Below are 17,231 nucleotides of genomic sequence, written 5' to 3' on the forward strand. Positions count from 1 at the left end.
GATTTATGGAGTACCAATGAAAAAAATAACCGCACTTGCAGCATTACTCATCTTAAGTGGCTGTGCAAACACTTCAAATATGAATGAAACTGAACAAAAAGTTGAAGACAATGTTGCCGATGTTCAGGCTGAAGTAGCCGAAGTGGTTGCTCCAATCTCACTTACCGTAATTACTAACCCTAATGACGCTCGCGTACGCATTATGAATATCAAACCGGTATACCAAGACGCGATCGAACTAAAAGAAGGTGAATACGATGTTGAGGTAAGCAAACCAGGTTACCAAACTTATCGTAAGTGGGTTGTGGTTGATAAAAAAACCATACTTACAGTAGAGTTAGATGAAGTAGCCAAAACTGAAGCTGCAAACTAAACACCGTGTAAAATTGTATTTATGCCTTTAAATACACATTAATTTAAAGGCATAACTCTCATGTTTTCTGCAAAAAATGTAATAGCCCCTATTACACTCACATTCCCAACAATACACAGCCATAACACCACTATAAAACGACGTTTTTGCGATTTATGCCTAAGCCATTGCTGTGCAATGAGTGCGCCGGGCCAACCGCCTAGTAACGACAGTAACTGAAGCGTGCGCTCGGGTGTGCGGTTTACTTTTTTATGCGCTGATAGTTTAGCTTGTCGTTTATCCCATGCGTACATTATAAAAGTAAAAAAGCTTAAACCTGTAAAGTAACTTGGTATATAAATGCTCATATTATAAAGCCAATGAGCTTGCCATACTGCGACCAAAAAAAGCAGTGCAAAGGTGATTAATGTTTTCTTTATCAATTCATGATCGCCTATACTAAAAAGAGTTAAACCAAAATAATAAGAGCCAAATTATGACATACTTTAAAGCCCTATTTTTAGTATTATGCTTATACGCCTTTAATAGTTACGCCGCTGATACCCCAAGCAACCTTGATAAAGAACTCGCTGTATTTAAACCTTATTTAGGTACTTGGCAGGCCGATTTTGACGTACCTAAAGGCGCAAAACCTGTACAAGATGTTGGCCACTGGGAGCGCGCATTAAATGGTAAAGCTATACATACCAAGCACTCTATTAATGAAGGTGAGTATGGTGGGGAATCAATGATTTTTTACGACAGCAAAAAACAGTCATTGGTGTTTTACTATTTTACTACCGCAGGTTTTTACACAAAAGGCACCATGAAAGTGCTCAGCCCTACTCAATTTGTAGCGTATGAAGAGGTAACAGGCAGTAAAGAAGGTATTACTAAAGTGCGCTCGATCAGCGAACTAAAAAACGATACGTTTGTAGTTTCAACTTCTTATTTAAAAAAGGGTGAGTGGACTAAGCCCGAGCAGCGTACTTACACACGCAGCACTAAAGCCGTTAAATTTAAATAATGGCCATTCGCTTACAATACAAAAAGGCAGCCTAGGCTGCCTTTGTTATTTATAAAACCGCTATTATTTAGCAAACTTTTTAAATGGTTCGTCAACTGGTGTATCAGCAAGGTGGTTAGTGTAGTTGCTCATTACTTTTTGCGATAAGCCTACAACAATTTCTAGTAGTTGCTGTTTACCGTAACCTGCTGCAAAAAACTTTTCAATTTGCTCATCGCTAATTACGCCGCGATCGCGTGTCATTGCAAGTGTGGTTTCACGTAGTGTTTCAAGTTTTGCATCTGCAAGTGGTGTTTTGTTTACTAGAGCATCAACAATATCTTGGTCTACATTCATTGAAGCGGCAATTGCGCTGTGTGCTGGTACACAGTAATGACACTCGTGCTCAACATTAATTGTTTGCCATACCACAGTTAGCTCTTCTGCGTTAAACGAGGTGTTTTGAAATAACTCATGCAGTACTTGGTAACCTTTAAGTAGCGTAGGCGCTTCAGCCATTACGGCATGAAGGTTAGGTAACATGCCAAATGCTGCTACTGAATCAGCCATAAGCGATTTTGACTCTTCTGGTGCGTTGTCTTGAGTATATAACGTAAATTCTGCCATGTTCTGCTCCAATAAATTAATGTGTTTGAGTAACCTGGTGCCAGGTTAAGTAACTTCGAGACACATACTATTTGATTTTGAGCGACTGTTCAAGTTAAAATTGAGCATACGTTCAAAATAGTTGAGAATAAAATGGCAAACAAAGTTAAATTTGAGCGCGATAATGTAATTCGCGTTGCAAGCCAATTGTTTTGGGAAAAAGGGTTTAACGCCACCTCAACCCGCGATTTACAAGAAGCCATTAACATGCGCCCAGGCAGTATATATGCGGCGTTTGGCTCTAAAGAAGGCCTATACAGCGAGTCTTTAAAAGACTACACAGTACAAATGAAAAGCCAAATTGATGGGTTTTTAGTAAGTTCTGACTCTGTTTTAGGTGGTTTGCGTGCGTTTGTAGAAAACGTAATTATTAAAACCAAAGACTGTAGCCCAAGTGCTATTTGTATGTTGGTAAAAGCAAACAGCGAATTTGCAGAAAAAGACGCCTCGTTATACGAGCTAAGCTTAGACCTATCGGCAAAGTTTGAAGCCTACTTAACCACCTTATTTGCTCAAGCCATTAAAAATAATGAGCTAAGCAGCAACCTTACCGCGCTTGAATACGCGCAATTTTTTCAGGTGCAATTTACTGGGCTGCGTGGCTATTTTAACCGCCCAGGGGTTGAGCAATTAGCGCAGCCAATGATCAACCAAATGTTTGCCTTAATCAAAAAGCTATAACGTTTCGTTTTACTAACTTCTAAAAAGTCTCAACTAAAAAAAGCGGCTAATTCGTGTGAATTAGCCGCTTTTTATATTTGCTAGGGTTGAGCTTTACTTACGTTTTAAGCTTATTAAGCTCGCTATCTTGCTGCGCTACCAGTGCATTAAGCGCTTCACTGCTATCGCCCGCCTGAGTCGATAAATCAGCAAGTTGCGATGCAGCATCAGAAATAAGCGTAAGGTTACGGTTTATCTCTTCGGTTACTAAGCTTTGCTCCTCGGCTGCGGTGGCAATGTGGGTAATTTGATTAGTAATTTCATCTACTTTTACTACCACACTGTGCAGCGCGTCAAACGCCACTGAGGTTTCGTCTACTGCGCTTTGCGCGCGTACTACGCCTTTTTCAATTACGGTTGATGCATTACCTACTTCTAACAATAAGCTATCTATAAGTTGGCTAATATCATCGGTAGATGAGCGTGTTTTAGACGCCAGTGCACGTACTTCATCGGCAACTACCGCAAAGCCTCTGCCGTGCTCGCCAGCGCGTGCTGCCTCAATGGCGGCATTAAGTGCAAGTAAGTTGGTTTGCTCTGAAATGGTTCTGATCACATCTAAAATTTGCGTAATATCTTTACTACGCGAAGCCACTTTTTCAACCGCTTGGTTGGCTTCTTTTATTTCTTCAGACATGGTTTTCACTTGGCTCATAGCCGATGACAAGCTCGACTCACTGCTAACCACTAAACCATTTATTTCATCCGCTTGTTGAGCAGATTGCTCAGAGGCTCTGGCAACTTCAAGTGCGGTGGCGCTCATTTCGTTCATAGCGGTCACTACGCTTTCAATTTCTTGAAACTGCGATTGCACATTATGTTTTGTATCAATAGCAATATGCTGTGCTATTTCGCCTTGCTGTTTTGTTTGCGACGATACATCTTTAAGCTCTGCAATTAAGCCACGTAACTTAGCTAAAAAGGCATTAAAACCACCCGCAAGCGCAATCAGCTCTGCGTGGGTATCTACATGGAGTGTATGAGTTAAGTCACCTTCTGAGCTGGCAAGGTTATCTACACGTTGTTGAATTTGCTCAAGGGGTGCAACCACAGTGCCTACTACTACTTTCATAATAATAAAAGCAATTAAAGCAATAACAGCACCGGTTATTAAAATAACAACCCCGAGCTGATTGGCCGAGTCACTCATGTTTTTAGCTAAGGCATTAGGCCCCTCTAAGGCTAAATTACTTGGCACTTCAATAAGTAGGCTCCACTGAGTGTTAGCCAGCTTAATATTAATTGGGTAGTTAACTAAATACTCGCTAGGTGTTTTAAAAAGGCCATGTTGCCCTTTAAATTTAACCAGCTCACTGTAAGTGTTACTACTAACTGCCTCTTTAAATGGGCGGCCTAATTTAGCTTTGTAGTGGCTGCTGCCTACAATTAAACCTATATCACTTAAAAGAGTTACTTTTGCTTGGCCGTTATAAAGCTCGCTCGAAAGCTTTTCGGTTAAGCCCTGAAACGTAGGGAGCGTTAAATCAACGCCTGCTAAACCAATAAAGCGGCCCGATTTAGTAATAGGTACGGTTAAAGAGGTAAGCATAACCGAATCGCCAGAAGGTATTTCGTAAAGGTAAGGTTCCATAATACAGGGCTTAAGTGTATCTTTTGCGCATAAATACCAATGCGCTTCACGAATACCAAATTCGTTTAACGAGGTCAGGTATTTATCGGCAGCGTTAGCTACTTTTTGCTGCTCAATAATGCCGTTTTGGTCACGCGTTATATATACTTCTAACGTGCCATCACCATTAACTGAGTGTTTATATCCTTGTTTAAATTGCGCGTCTTGCCCATCAAAGGCATTGGCTTCAAACTGCGAATAAATTGACGATAAAAACCGATTTTTTTCAAGTATAGAGCGGTTAATGCTCACTACCGTGTCGCGGTTTAATGTTTGAGTATTAGCCGCATCACCAAGTAATGCAGCTAATGAGTTTGGAATTCGGTAAGCTTCGTTGATAAATCCGGCAATTTTTTCGCCGTAAGCAGCCGCGTTTGCGTTAAGCTTTTGCTCAACTTCGGCAACGATATAATCTTCAGATTCTTTAGCGAGCGCCTCGCTGTTTGATGACATTTGCCACCATAAAACCCCAGAAAGTACTAATACTGTTAAAAATGTACTCCCTACAGTTATCCATAATAACTTTTTTGCTAACGTGAGTTCTCGCACTTAAATTACCTTTTGTTAAAACACTCCTACAGTTTAATATACAAACTGCATCAAGCCATCAATAACATAAAATAATTTAAGTTTTTTGAACAATTAGGCCTAACGCTTGGCCAAAATAGCAGTGGTTATTGTGGCACCTATGAGTAAAGCAACGCTCACCCACAAACACGCTACAAAGCCATAAACCTGAAACACCCACCCCGAAAGCACCGTGCCCAGTAAACGCCCCATGGCATTGGCCATATAATAAAAGCCAACATCAAGCGATACACCATCGCTTTTAGCAAAGCTGACAATTAAGTAACTATGCACAGATGAATTAACGGCAAATACACCGCCAAAAATAAGCAAACCTATAATTAACGTGGCATGCACGGCCACATCAAGTTGCATAAGTAGTGCTAATAGTGCTGTTACACCACTTAGCAGCAACACCCATAAATAGGCATGTTTAACGGTATCAACACTTGAGTTACTGGTGCCGGTAATACGCGGCGCTTGCGATTGAACACCACCGTAGCCAATTACCCAAAGCGCCATAAAGCCACTTACCCACCAAAAGTTCCAGTTAAATTGCTGGGCTAAATAAATAGGTAAAGCCACTACAAACCATACATCACGCGCGGCAAACAAGCATAATCGTGCTGCACTTAATAAATTTATTGCACGGGATTTAGAAAATAGCTCTTTAAACTTAGGCTTATTTTTAGCCTTGCCCATGTCGCCTTTTAAAAATACAACGCTAATAATCCACGCAATAGTGAGTAATAAAATTAGGGCTTTTAAAGCACCTACAAAACCCAGTACCGTAAGGAGTAAACCACCTAAAAAGAAGCCGACCCCTTTTAACGCATTTTTTGAGCCCGTTAAAATAGCCACCCATTTGTAAAGCTGGCCTTGGCCGCTTTCTCCCTCGGGCACTAAGTGTTTAATGGCGCTTTTGGCACTCATTTTATTTAGATCTTTTGCTATGCCGCTAAGCGCTTGCGCCGCCATAACATAAGCTACGGTGAGCCATTCACTTGGCGCACATAACATGGCAAGCGCCATTATTTGCAGCGCCAAGCCAAAGTTCATGGTTTTATTAAGGCCTAAATGAGCCCCTAGCCAACCGCCCACTAAATTGGTGATCACACCAAAAATTTCGTAAAACAAAAACAGCATGGCAATGGCCAGCGCACCATACCCTAACTGATGAAAATGCAGCACCACCAGCATACGTAGTGCGCCATCGGTTAAGGTAAATGCCCAGTAATTACCGGTAATTATTAAATACTGTTTTATTGCTGTAGGTAAATTAGCGAGTTGCTCAAACATGGTTAACGCCCTTAAAACCTTAAATTAAAGGTTAAACCAAGTCACTTTTAGCAACTTTAAGCATAAGCTCGGCAGTACGATTAGCGTAGCCCCATTCGTTATCGTACCAAGCGTATAATTTAAGCTGGGTATTATTAATAACCATGGTAGAGAGCGCATCAATAATGCTACTGCGTGGATCGGTTTTGTAATCAATCGATACAAGCGGTTTTTCTTCGTAACCTAATACACCAGCAAGCTCGTTTTTAGACGCTTGAGCAAACCATTCATTCACCTCAGCGGCAGTTACACCACGCTCAAGCTCAAATACACAGTCGGTAATTGATGCGTTAGTTAACGGTACGCGCACGGCATGGCCATTTAACTTACCTTTTAGCTCAGGGAATATATGCGTAATGGCTGTTGCACTACCGGTTGTGGTAGGTATTAAACTTGTCCCGCACGAACGAGCACGGCGTAAGTCTTTATGTGGCGCATCAATAATAGTTTGGGTATTGGTAATATCGTGAATAGTGGTCATTGAGCCGTGCTTAATGCCTACTTTTTCTTGCAGTACTTTTACAATAGGCGCTAAACAGTTAGTCGTACACGAAGCCGCAGTCACAATTTTGTGCTCATCTGGGTTATATAAATTATCGTTAACGCCCATAACCACATTTAAAATGCCGTCTTCTTTTACCGGAGCGGTTACCACAACGCGCTTTACACCTTGTGCTAAATATTGATTTAACAGCTCAGTGGTTTTCATTTTACCGCTGGCTTCTATTACAACATCGCAATCTGACCAATCGGTATCGCTAATGGTTTTGTTATTGGTAACGGCAATAGTATGTTTACCCACACTAAAGCTATTCTCGTTTGCTGTAACATTTTGGGCTAAACGCCCGTGCACTGAGTCAAACTCTAATAAATGGGCATGTGTTTTAGCATCGCCCGCTACATCGTTTACTTTAATAAATTCTACTTCTGGCCACTCTAGTGCTGCGCGCAGTGTTAAACGTCCCATACGGCCAAAGCCGTTAATACCTACTTTAATTGTCATAATAAATACCTTTAGTAAAGTTATATCAATTTGCTTAATTAACAGCAGCTTGCTGCACGCTCTGGGCGATTACCCATAGCATTGAGTCGATTTAAATCGTCGTTATAAAACGCAGAATTTTCGTTTCGTGTTTGCGTTAGTACGCTAAGAGCCCATTGTGGCAGGGCTTTATTAATACTGTAATACACCCATTGATTTTGCTTACGGTCGCTCAATAAGCCACATTGCCTAAGTTGCGCTAAATGGCGCGACACTTTAGGTTGGCTCAGTTCCAGCGCAGCAACAAGCTCACACACACATAGCTCTTGCTCATGGCTAATTAATAACATGGCTTTTAAGCGCGTATCGTCGGCTAAGCATTTGTAAAATTGAAGTGGGTTGAGTTGTTCCATAGCATCCTCGTTTAGTTAGTGTGCATACAATAAAACAAAATAAGAATATATGAAATAGTGAATATACGAATTTTCGTATATTTATTTAAAAGCCCGCTTCAATTAATGTGATATCTAGTAAATTGCAGCACACAAAAAAGCCCAGTGGCAAACCACTGGGCTTTTGTAGCGTTTTAGTATGAGCATACTTGTTTTATCGCTACTGCCATTTAAAGCCTTATGCTAACAAGGTATTTACGCAGCTCTGTGCGATAAAAAGATGCCCTACGCTTTGCTCTACTTCACAAGCAAAGTCTAAATCAATAAGCAGATACGTTATACATTGTGCCTGCACAGTAGCTATTGAGGTAATTACCACTAAGTTGCAAAAGAAAGCGCAAGATGATCAAGTAATGCTCGTATTCTTGCCGGTAAGTGGCGATTTGAAGCATACACTGCATTTAGCTCCAATATGCTTGCTTCATAGGGTTCGAACAGTAACTGCAATGAGCCGTCTTTTACGTAAGGCTCTGTCACGTATTGTGGGCCCATGCCTATTCCCAGCCCTTGAGAAGCCATATGGGTTACTGCTCTGGGGGAGTTAGAAGCAAAATCGCCTCTAACATTAACGGTGAACGTATTGCCATCTTCCTTGAACTTCCAGTTTTCAGGGTCGTTTTGAGAAGTTTGCAATAAACAATTGTGTGTCGCCAGCGCACGGGGATGCCTTGGTTTGCCATTGCGCTTTAAATACTCAGGAGAGGCAAAGAAAACAATACGCATATCCATCAATTTTTTTGCGATCAGCGTTGAATCCTTCAACGGCCCAAACCTCACAGCAACATCCACACCTTCATCGATGATAGCCACATACTGATCAGACAGGTTCAACTCAACATTAATTTTCGGATGCTTGGCTAAAAATGGGGCCAGTGCATCAACTAATTTAGTACTGCCAAATGCGGTAGGTGCGGTTAAGCGAACCGTGCCAGACAGAGCAGACTGCCGATGCTGAATGACATCTTCTAGCTCTTCAAATTGTTCCAGCAAAGGAACGCATCGCACAAAATACGCCTGCCCAGTTTCAGTCAAGGTAACAGTGCGCGTAGTACGGTGAAATAATAAAGCACCGTGTTTTTGCTCCAGCTGAGCAATGTATTTACTCGCCAGTTTAGTGCTTATGCCTAGTTGTTTGGCACCACCTGTAAAAGATTTTTGCTTTGCCACCGCAATAAACGTGCGCATGCCGTCAATGGTATCCATAAAACCTCGTTTAATATCCCGAATAATTTATGAATATATTGTACATAGTGATTCTATAAATCAATGTATTGTACATAAGAAATTCAGCGCCTATTATTTGTTCGAACGCAAAGATAAGCCCAAACAAGGCCAGTTAACCTTATACCTAACAGAGGATCTATTATGTCAAATGCAGTCAAAATTCATTCGTTCCCACTTTCAGGCCACGCTCAGCGTGTCGAGTTATTTGCGAACATCGCTGGTATCGCCCACCAAGTGATCAATGTTGACTTAGCCAACGGCGAGCACAAAAAAGCCCCCTTTCTAGCCCTAAACTCTGCGGGTCAAGTACCCGTATTAGAAGACGGTGACACGGTTATCAGTGATTCAAATGCCATTCTGGTTTACCTAGCACGTAAATACGCGCCGAACTATTTACCTACCGATGCCGTGCTTGAAGCCCAAGTGCAAAAGTTCTTGTCATTGGCGTCAGGAGAAATTGCTTTTGGCCCGTGCAATGCACGCTTAGTTACCGTGTTCAACGCAACCTTGGATGCTGACTTTGCGATTGCTACAGCCCACAACGTGTTGAAAAAACTGGATGCACATTTAGAGGATAGAGCGTTTTTGGTAGGAGAAAGCCCGAGCATAGCCGATATCGCTATTTATACGTACACAGCCCATGCTCCTGAGGGTAATGTGTCCTTGGCTGAGTACCCAAATGTTCGTCGCTTTTTAGCAAATGTAGAGGCACTAGATGGGTTTAAGCCAATGGCAACGACTAAAGCAGGTCTCGTTGCCTAACCTATTGACTTACCTTTTTTGACTGGGCGCTAAGCCCAGTCATACCAATCAAGCAAATTAACTTACCCGTATTGGAGGCTCCATGGAACCAAGCAATCGCTATGCTCCATTTCACGATGGTGAACGTCAGTTGCAAGCCAGTGTAGGTGCTCTGGAGCAGATGGACAATATTGGCCGTCGCGCAATCCGCCCATACATGCCAGATCAGCATAGGCAGTTTTTCCAACAACTGCCGTTTATGGTGTTGGGTAGTACATCAGATAAGGGGCAACTTTGGTCGTCAATTTTGCCTGGAAAGCCCGGCTTCGTGCAGTCCCCTTCCCCTACTCAGCTCACAGTAAACACCCCTATTTTATCAGGTGACCCATTAGGCACAGCAATCACACAAGGTGCTCGATTGGGTTTATTGGGACTGGAAATGTCGACCCGGCGTAGAAACCGCGTCAACACTTGTGTTACCAGCGCAGCGAACAACCAGTTTGCTTTAGAGGTTGAGCAATCTTTTGGCAATTGTCCGCAGTATATTCAAACTCGCGACCTTCACTTTATCCGTTCGCCAGATGCGCCATACAAGGCACCGGCAGCTGAAACTTTTTTTGAACTAAGTGATAGCCTAAAAGCCTTTATCCGCCAAGCGGATACGTTTTTTGTTGCCAGTTCTGCGGATCACGAACCTGCAAACGAAGTAAACCGTCAGGTATCTGCCCATAATGCTATGGGGGTTGATGTATCACACCGTGGTGGCATGCCAGGTTTTATAAAGGTTGATGAAAACACTCTCACCATTCCTGATTATGCAGGGAATAACTTCTTCAATACGCTGGGTAATTTCCTGTTAAACCCCAAAGCGGGTTTACTGTTTGTTGATTTTACCAGCGGCGATGTTTTTATGTTAACCGGCACGGTTACCTTGCTGGCGAGTGACTCACCGATAATTAAAGGGTTTCAAGGTGCGCAGCGCGGCTGGCAATTTACCCTAACCCAAGGGGTGACATTAAAAGCGGCACTTCCATTTCGCGCTCAATTCGATAGCTACTCTCCCAATTCTCAAGCAACGGGCACTTGGTCACAGACAGAAGCGGTGTTAAAAGCACAAGCTAAACGTAACCAGTGGCGCGCATTTACCGTCAGTAAAATCGAAGACGAGAGCAGTACAATCCGCTCATTTTATTTACAGCCAAAAGATGATGCTCCTGTACTGCCATTTTCCCCTGGGCAACATTTAACCCTGCGTATTAAACAGCAAAACTCTGACAGTTGGATTGTGCGCAATTACACTGTATCCAGTGCCCCAACGCAAAGTGGTTATCGTATTTCAGTAAAACGTGAAGAGTATGGTGTGATATCAAGTACCTTGCATTCTCGAATATCGATTGGCAGTGAAATACAGATTAAAGCACCAAGCGGCCATTTCTTTATCGATAACACACAACAGCGCCCAGCCATTTTAATAGGTGCGGGTGTGGGCATAACGCCAATGGTGGCCATGGCAAATGATGCAGTTAATGAAGGTATACGCACTCGCTATATCCGCCCAATAGCAGTTATTCAAGCGGCCAAAAATAGTGAGCAACGTGCTTTCTATGCAGAACTGAGCAACATTGCCAAACGTAGCGCTGGGCGTATTCAGTATTATTCTGTATTAAGTGATATTCACTACGCTCAGACAGAGAGTTCTGCGGCGTCTAACGATTACACTTCCCAAGGGCGAATTAGCCAAAGCTTGGTAATGGACGTACTTAATGCAATGGCCACAAAGCATAGCGTCGATTTCCCATCGCTGTTCGACAAAGACTTTTATCTGTGTGGCCCCCAAGGTTTTATGCAAAGTATGTATGACTTACTGATTGGCATTGGGGTAAAAGATAAAGATATTCATGCCGAAGCGTTTGGGCCATCATCTTTACTTCGCCAATCAAGAGATACCAGCAACCACGCTGAGCTAGAGGCTGAATCTGCTGTGATAAAGTTTGCCCACTCAGGTATTGAACAAAGCTGGTACAAGGGTGACAAGCCCCTGCTCGACGTAGCCGAAAGCAAAGGGCTTACGCCACCATACAGTTGCCGCAGCGGCCAATGTGGCTCATGTGCGGTTAAACTAAAAAGTGGTGCTGTAACGTATCGCACCAAGCCAAGTGCGCATATTGACGCATCAGAAGTATTGTTATGCTGCGCGGTACCAGCGAAAGATTGCGACACTGTTATATTAGACTTGTAGCTCAATTAAACAGGCTAATATTCAAAGTCACTTATTGATGAAACCTATACAAGTTATTCAACGTTACTTTACCCAAAGAGGATTTAAACATGAGTACACGCCCACCACTGCCCCCTTTTACCCGCGAAAGCGCCATCGAAAAAGTGCGTCTAGCAGAAGGTGGTTGGAACAGCCGTAACGCTGAAAAGGTGTCACTTGCTTATACAGTGGATACCAAATGGCGTAATCGCAGCACTTTTGTGAATAACCGCGAAGAAGCCGCTGCATTTTTAACAGGAAAATGGGAAAAAGAATTGGAATATAGGCTGATAAAAGAGTTATGGGCTTTCACTGAAAATCGTATTGCCGTGCGTTACGCGTATGAGTGGCACGACGACAGCGGCAACTGGTTTCGCTCCTACGGCAACGAAAACTGGGAATTCGATGAAAACGGCTTAATGCAAAACCGCTTCGCTTGCATCAACGACTTACCTATCAAAGAATCAGAGCGCAAATTTCACTGGCCCCAAGGGCGCCGCCCCGACGATCACCCAGGGTTATCGGAGTTAGGGTTGTAACCACACCCAATACATCCGATACAAACGATAAAGCCAGCCCTCTCTAGGCGTTCGCGCAGAACGCCTTAACCCTTTTCATCCTCCCAACGTTTTTCAGCATTAAAGAGCTGCTTACTTAATCACTGCAAGACAAATACAGCTGTGTCAGTTGCTGGTATATGGGTTAATTTAATCATGCTGTTTTCATATATTTATAACGTTATTTTTTAATAAACTTTGCATACAAAAAAGCCCAGTGGCAAACCACTGGGCTATTACAATGCTAAGTAATCTGTTAATTAAATAACCGAAAGCTCAACTTCAATATTACCGCGTGTAGCGTTTGAGTATGGGCATACTTGGTGTGCTTTATTTACCAGCTCTTGCGCTGCTGTTTTATCCATATCACCGAGTGATACAGCTAATTTAACTGCAATGCCAAAACCTCCTTCAATCGCGCCAATAGATACTTCAGAGTTAATATGTGTATCACTTGGTAGCGCAATTTTTTCGCTACCGGCTACAAATTTTAGTGCACCAATAAAGCACGCTGCATAACCAGCTGCAAATAATTGCTCTGGGTTTGTGCCTTGTCCATCGTCGCCACCTAGCCCTTTTGGGGTTGATAAGTTTACATTTAAACGGCCATCGTCTGATTTAGCTACACCTTCACGGCCACCGGTTGCAGTTGCTTTTGCTGTGTAGGCAACGTTTTGTAATACATTCATAGTGAACTCCAAAGTTTATCAATTAATTTAATTTGCATGCAAAATAATAGGTCAAGTAATTAGAGATTGCAAATACTTTGCATGCAAATTAAAATGTTTTTTGAGTTGAAGGTATTAACGCACTAGGAGTTAGGTATGTCATTTGAGCAATTAAAATTAAAAAATCAGCTTTGTCATAGGTTATATATGGCATCAAATAGTATTGCCCGCGCTTACCGTGAGCCTTTAGCTGCACTTAATTTAACGTATCCGCAGTATGTAGTGATGATGGCGCTGTGGGAGCAAGACAAAATAACCATAGCGCAGCTAATAGATAAAACCGCTATTGATGGTGGCGCTATGACCCAAATACTCAAAAAAATGACCGAAAAGTCTCTGCTGGCTGTTATTAAAGATGAGCACGATAAGCGTAAGCGCCTAATTCAGCTTACCCAAAGTGGGCAAGCCCTTAAAAACGAAGCTGCTGATATTCCAAAAAATATATTATGTAAGTTTGAAAGTGTAGACCCCACACAAGCCAAACAGCTAATGCAGCTGCTTGATTTAGTAATAAGCGATTTAACAACTAAAAACGATGATGAGTTAGTCAACTAACGCGGTTATTTTTTGTTGAATAAACGCCCTAAATGCGCTGATCACCGGGGTCATTTGGCGTCGGTCGGCGTACATCATATAAAGCGGTAGCGGATCGCTTTGCCACTCGGGGCATAAATGAACGAGCTGCCCGCTTGCTAAATCATCAATAACATCTAAGTACGACTTATACGCAATGCCTTTACCCTCTAGCGCCCATCGCCTAACCATTTCGCCATCGTTAACTATGTGTTGGCAATTTAGCTGCACTTTTTGCACTGCGCCATTTTTATAAAATCGCCACTCTTTAAACACCTCGCCAAAGCGCATAAAGGTAATGGTGGTGTGCTGCGTTAAGTTAAGTGGATGTGTAAGCAATCCATTTTTAGCAATATAGTCAGGAGAGGCCACTAAAATACGCGCATTATTTAAAAAAAGTGGCGCTGCAATTAACTGCGAATCTTTTGGTACACCAAAGCGCAGTGCAATATCAATTGATTGGCTGTAAATGTCGCTTACTTCGTCACTTAAGTGCAGTTTAAGTTTTACATGCGGGTAGTGTGCTAAAAACTCATTAAGCCATTCACTTAGTTTATTGCGCCCTAAGTCGCACGGGGCCGATACCTGTAGCGTTCCCGTTACTTCGCCCACTGCGGTTTGTACTGCAGCTACCCCTTGTTGAATAAGCGAAAGAGAGTCTTTGGCGTAACTTAAAAACTGCTCCCCTGCCACACTTAAGCGTAAGTTTCGGGTAGAGCGAATAAAGAGCACGTTTCCTAAGTCTTTTTCTAGGCGCTTAATAGCTGCACTTACCGCCGCTGGGGTTTGCTCGTTTTGTCGTGCAGCTTCAGAAATACTGGCGCAACTGGCTACATCTATAAAAGTTTGAATATCGTTAAATGATCGCATATTTTCAATTAAAATTTGAAAGTGCTTTAGTTTTTCATGTCTTTTTCTATTTTTCAACTGAGCTATAGTGCTTATAAGTTAAAAACACTTGGTTAAAATCATCAGGAACGCACATGAAAGCATTTGGCTACACCAAAAACACTAAAACGCTTACAGCAAGCTCTATACAAGCAATTGAACTTGATACCCCAACCGCCACCGGGCACGACCTACTTATTGAAGTAAAGGCTATTTCGGTAAACCCTGTAGATACAAAAATACGTGCAAATGTAGCGCCAGAGCAAGGCTACAAAGTATTAGGCTGGGACGGCGTAGGCGTTGTAAAAGCCGTTGGCGAGTCGGTATCGTTATTTAATGTGGGAGATCGTGTATTTTACGCTGGCGATTTATCGCGCCAAGGCAGTAATGCGCAATTTCAATTAGTTGACGAGCGTATTGTAGGGCGTGCGCCTAAAACATTAACCGACGCACAAGCCGCAGCGCTGCCGCTAACCAGTATTACCGCCTACGAAATGCTATTTGATCGCCTGCAAGTGCCTAAAAATAAGCAAAATACTCAGCAATCTATTTTAGTTATTGGCGCCGCAGGTGGCGTTGGCTCTATTTTGGTACAGCTTGCAAAGCAGCTTACTGGGCTAAAGGTGGTAGGTACTGCGTCACGCGAGCAAAGCGTAACTTGGCTTAAAGAGTTAGGAGCGGATCATGTACTCAATCATACTAAAAACTTAAACGAGCAGCGCAAAGAACTGGGTTTAGCTGAGTTTGATTACGTTATTGGCTTAACCCACACCGACCAATACCAAGACCAAATAGTTGAGTGTATTAAACCGCAAGGTAAATTTGCGCTAATAGATGACCCTACATCGTTCGATATTTTAAAATTTAAGCGTAAATGTATTTCAGTGCATTGGGAGTTTATGTTTACCCGCTCGCTATTTACTACCGCCGATATAACAGCGCAGCACACCTTACTTAATGAAATTAGCGAGCTGATAGACTCAGGTACACTTAAAACCACGCTTGGGCAAAATTTAGGATTAATAAACGCTGCTAATTTATATAAAGCGCATCAAATTTTAGAATCGCACACCTCACGCGGTAAACTTGTTTTAGAAGGCTTTGAAGCATGAACCAGATTAAAAAAATACTTTTAGTTGCAGCCTGTAGCACTGCGTTTTTAACCAGCAGTGTGTTTGCTAATACCGCTAATCAAAATGCTGATTTAAAAACAGTAGCTACATTCGACGCGCAGCACCCACCAGGTAATATTGCTATTACGCCCTCGGGTCGTAAGTTTTTATCGGTACATGGTTTTTACGGCCAAAAACAAAAAATTATGGAGCTATTAAGCGATGGCACCACCAAACCCTACCCTAATGAAGAATGGGCATACGCGTATAAAAACGGCAAAGGCTTTTACGATGTACTTGGCATAAATGTATCTGCCGATGGCGTGTTATGGATGCTTGATACATCAGGCCCTGATCATGCTGGGCGTTTAGTCGGTTGGGATACCAACAAAGAGCAGCTGCATAAAATAATTTATTTAGCTAAACCCACCATTACCGACACCTCGTTTTTAAACGATTTAGTTATCGATAATAAACACGGCGTTGTATACATTGCCGACACCGCACAAGGCAGCCAAGCCGCTATTATTACCGTAAATTTAAAAACAGGTGAGGCGCGCAGAGTATTACAAAATAGCCCATACACCACAGCCGAAAACATCGACATGGTCATTGAAGGGCGCACCATGAAACTAGGCGGCCAACCAGCACGTTTAGGCGTAAACCCAATCACACTCGACCCAAATGAACAGTGGCTTTACTTTGGCTCTATGTCTGGCACATCGGTTTACCGTATTGCCACAAGCGATATTAACAATAAAAGCCTGAGCGCAAGCGCCCTTGAAAGTAGAGTAACGCGTTACGGCACTAAACCAATTTCAGATGGCATTATTGTTGATGGCGGCGGTAATGTGTATGTTACCGACATAACCAACGGCGCAATTGGTGTAGTAAAACCAAGCGGTAAATACCAGGTATTATTTAAAGACGAGCGCTTAAGCTGGCCTGATGGCTTTAGTTATGGCGCCGATCATAAAATATATTTTACCGTAGATGAGCTACACCGCTCGCCAGTATTAAATAACGGTAAAAACGCCAGCCAAGGAAAATTTAGTGTGCTGTCGTTCGACCCACTAGTAAAGGGTAAAGTAGGGCGCTAAATACAGCGTATAAACCATACGCCACGCACCCGCTGCGTGGCTTTTTGGTGCAACTTTTGAGCCTTTTAGCCCCAAAATGGTGCTAAGCGCTCAAAAGTTATTTTTAGTGTTTTAATAAATATCTGATTTGTATTCATAAAATATTCAATTAACAGTTGGCATAATTCTTCCACAGTACAGATGTGTTCAGTGAAACTTTCAAGGAAAATACCATGGCTAACCTATACCACACCCTTTACCTACTATGGCGTTTAGACATTAGCGTATGGCAGGTAAACGATCCGAGTAATACCCATACCACGTGCGACAAAGAGCGAGTTTACAGCCGATAAATTTCG

The 17,231-nt window shown here is 42.5% G+C and carries 18 protein-coding genes; 9 read left to right on the forward strand and 9 right to left on the reverse strand.

Translation table 11 applies throughout. The annotated features are described in order from the left end of the window. Nucleotides 1-16 precede the first annotated feature (16 nt). Nucleotides 17-373: a PEGA domain-containing protein gene (locus EJ103_RS19070; RefSeq protein WP_096042733.1), complete on the forward strand. Its 357-nt coding sequence runs from the start codon at nucleotides 17-19 to the stop codon at nucleotides 371-373. A 38-nt stretch (nucleotides 374-411) separates the two neighbouring features. On the opposite strand, the gene EJ103_RS19075 is transcribed toward EJ103_RS19070, so the two are convergent. After that, nucleotides 412-795, reverse strand: coding sequence for a DUF1294 domain-containing protein (locus EJ103_RS19075; protein WP_126009419.1), 384 nt, complete (start codon nucleotides 793-795; stop codon nucleotides 412-414). A 53-nt stretch (nucleotides 796-848) separates the two neighbouring features. Here EJ103_RS19075 and EJ103_RS19080 point away from each other — a divergent pair, with 53 nt between their 5' ends. Next, a complete protein-coding gene (locus EJ103_RS19080) occupies nucleotides 849-1,379 on the forward strand; it encodes a hypothetical protein (RefSeq protein ID WP_126009421.1) in 531 nt (176 codons plus the stop codon). Between the two features lie 63 nt (nucleotides 1,380-1,442). Here EJ103_RS19080 and EJ103_RS19085 read toward each other — a convergent pair whose 3' ends face one another. Next, complete coding sequence (locus EJ103_RS19085; protein WP_024032892.1) at nucleotides 1,443-1,985, reverse strand: carboxymuconolactone decarboxylase family protein; 543 nt, start codon at nucleotides 1,983-1,985, stop codon at nucleotides 1,443-1,445. 132 nt (nucleotides 1,986-2,117) lie between these two features. Between EJ103_RS19085 and EJ103_RS19090 the strand changes: the two genes are divergently transcribed. Beyond that, nucleotides 2,118-2,705 carry a TetR/AcrR family transcriptional regulator gene (locus tag EJ103_RS19090; protein ID WP_126009423.1) on the forward strand — a complete coding sequence of 196 codons (588 nt, stop codon included), beginning with the start codon at nucleotides 2,118-2,120 and terminating at the stop codon, nucleotides 2,703-2,705. Between the two features lie 97 nt (nucleotides 2,706-2,802). Here EJ103_RS19090 and EJ103_RS19095 read toward each other — a convergent pair whose 3' ends face one another. From EJ103_RS19095 to EJ103_RS19115, 5 genes are all read right to left on the reverse strand, one after another. Then, nucleotides 2,803-4,923, reverse strand: a complete 2,121-nt coding sequence (locus EJ103_RS19095) for a methyl-accepting chemotaxis protein (protein ID WP_126009425.1) — start codon at nucleotides 4,921-4,923, stop codon at nucleotides 2,803-2,805. 99 nt (nucleotides 4,924-5,022) lie between these two features. After that, nucleotides 5,023-6,240 carry an organoarsenical effux MFS transporter ArsJ gene (arsJ, locus tag EJ103_RS19100; RefSeq protein ID WP_126009427.1) on the reverse strand — a complete coding sequence of 406 codons (1,218 nt, stop codon included), beginning with the start codon at nucleotides 6,238-6,240 and terminating at the stop codon, nucleotides 5,023-5,025. A 31-nt stretch (nucleotides 6,241-6,271) separates the two neighbouring features. Further along, the gene (locus EJ103_RS19105; protein ID WP_096042729.1) at nucleotides 6,272-7,282 is read right to left on the reverse strand and encodes an ArsJ-associated glyceraldehyde-3-phosphate dehydrogenase; all 1,011 of its coding nucleotides are present in this window, start codon (nucleotides 7,280-7,282) and stop codon (nucleotides 6,272-6,274) included. Between the two features lie 38 nt (nucleotides 7,283-7,320). Beyond that, on the reverse strand, nucleotides 7,321-7,674 hold the full coding sequence (locus EJ103_RS19110) for a metalloregulator ArsR/SmtB family transcription factor (protein ID WP_004587025.1): 354 nt from the start codon (nucleotides 7,672-7,674) through the stop codon (nucleotides 7,321-7,323). A 357-nt stretch (nucleotides 7,675-8,031) separates the two neighbouring features. Next, nucleotides 8,032-8,916 carry a LysR family transcriptional regulator gene (locus tag EJ103_RS19115; RefSeq protein WP_126009429.1) on the reverse strand — a complete coding sequence of 295 codons (885 nt, stop codon included), beginning with the start codon at nucleotides 8,914-8,916 and terminating at the stop codon, nucleotides 8,032-8,034. 162 nt (nucleotides 8,917-9,078) lie between these two features. Between EJ103_RS19115 and EJ103_RS19120 the strand changes: the two genes are divergently transcribed. From EJ103_RS19120 to EJ103_RS19130, 3 genes are all read left to right on the forward strand, one after another. Beyond that, nucleotides 9,079-9,699 carry a glutathione S-transferase gene (locus EJ103_RS19120; RefSeq protein WP_126009431.1) on the forward strand — a complete coding sequence of 207 codons (621 nt, stop codon included), beginning with the start codon at nucleotides 9,079-9,081 and terminating at the stop codon, nucleotides 9,697-9,699. An 82-nt stretch (nucleotides 9,700-9,781) separates the two neighbouring features. Then, on the forward strand, nucleotides 9,782-11,917 hold the full coding sequence (locus EJ103_RS19125; protein ID WP_126009433.1) for a pyridoxamine 5'-phosphate oxidase family protein: 2,136 nt from the start codon (nucleotides 9,782-9,784) through the stop codon (nucleotides 11,915-11,917). An 89-nt stretch (nucleotides 11,918-12,006) separates the two neighbouring features. After that, complete coding sequence (locus EJ103_RS19130; RefSeq protein ID WP_126009435.1) at nucleotides 12,007-12,474, forward strand: nuclear transport factor 2 family protein; 468 nt, start codon at nucleotides 12,007-12,009, stop codon at nucleotides 12,472-12,474. Between the two features lie 278 nt (nucleotides 12,475-12,752). Here the strand turns inward: EJ103_RS19130 and EJ103_RS19135 are convergent, their stop codons facing one another. Next, the gene (locus EJ103_RS19135; protein WP_004587024.1) at nucleotides 12,753-13,181 is read right to left on the reverse strand and encodes an organic hydroperoxide resistance protein; all 429 of its coding nucleotides are present in this window, start codon (nucleotides 13,179-13,181) and stop codon (nucleotides 12,753-12,755) included. A gap of 135 nt (nucleotides 13,182-13,316) precedes the next feature. On the opposite strand from EJ103_RS19135, the gene EJ103_RS19140 reads away from it, so the two are divergent. Further along, the gene (locus tag EJ103_RS19140; RefSeq protein WP_126009438.1) at nucleotides 13,317-13,775 is read left to right on the forward strand and encodes a MarR family transcriptional regulator; all 459 of its coding nucleotides are present in this window, start codon (nucleotides 13,317-13,319) and stop codon (nucleotides 13,773-13,775) included. Here the strand turns inward: EJ103_RS19140 and EJ103_RS19145 are convergent. After that, the gene (locus EJ103_RS19145; RefSeq protein ID WP_241232320.1) at nucleotides 13,764-14,663 is read right to left on the reverse strand and encodes a LysR family transcriptional regulator; all 900 of its coding nucleotides are present in this window, start codon (nucleotides 14,661-14,663) and stop codon (nucleotides 13,764-13,766) included. The genes EJ103_RS19140 and EJ103_RS19145 overlap by 12 nt on opposite strands. A 113-nt stretch (nucleotides 14,664-14,776) precedes the next feature. On the opposite strand from EJ103_RS19145, the gene EJ103_RS19150 reads away from it, so the two are divergent. After that, nucleotides 14,777-15,793, forward strand: a complete 1,017-nt coding sequence (locus EJ103_RS19150) for a zinc-binding alcohol dehydrogenase family protein (protein WP_126009442.1) — start codon at nucleotides 14,777-14,779, stop codon at nucleotides 15,791-15,793. Further along, the gene (locus EJ103_RS19155) at nucleotides 15,790-16,893 is read left to right on the forward strand and encodes an L-dopachrome tautomerase-related protein (protein WP_126009443.1); all 1,104 of its coding nucleotides are present in this window, start codon (nucleotides 15,790-15,792) and stop codon (nucleotides 16,891-16,893) included. The genes EJ103_RS19150 and EJ103_RS19155 overlap by 4 nt, the downstream gene beginning before the upstream one ends. Nucleotides 16,894-17,231: the final 338 nt, after the last annotated feature.

This window comes from Pseudoalteromonas sp. Xi13, assembly GCF_003952205.1.
Classification (GTDB): domain Bacteria; phylum Pseudomonadota; class Gammaproteobacteria; order Enterobacterales; family Alteromonadaceae; genus Pseudoalteromonas; species Pseudoalteromonas atlantica.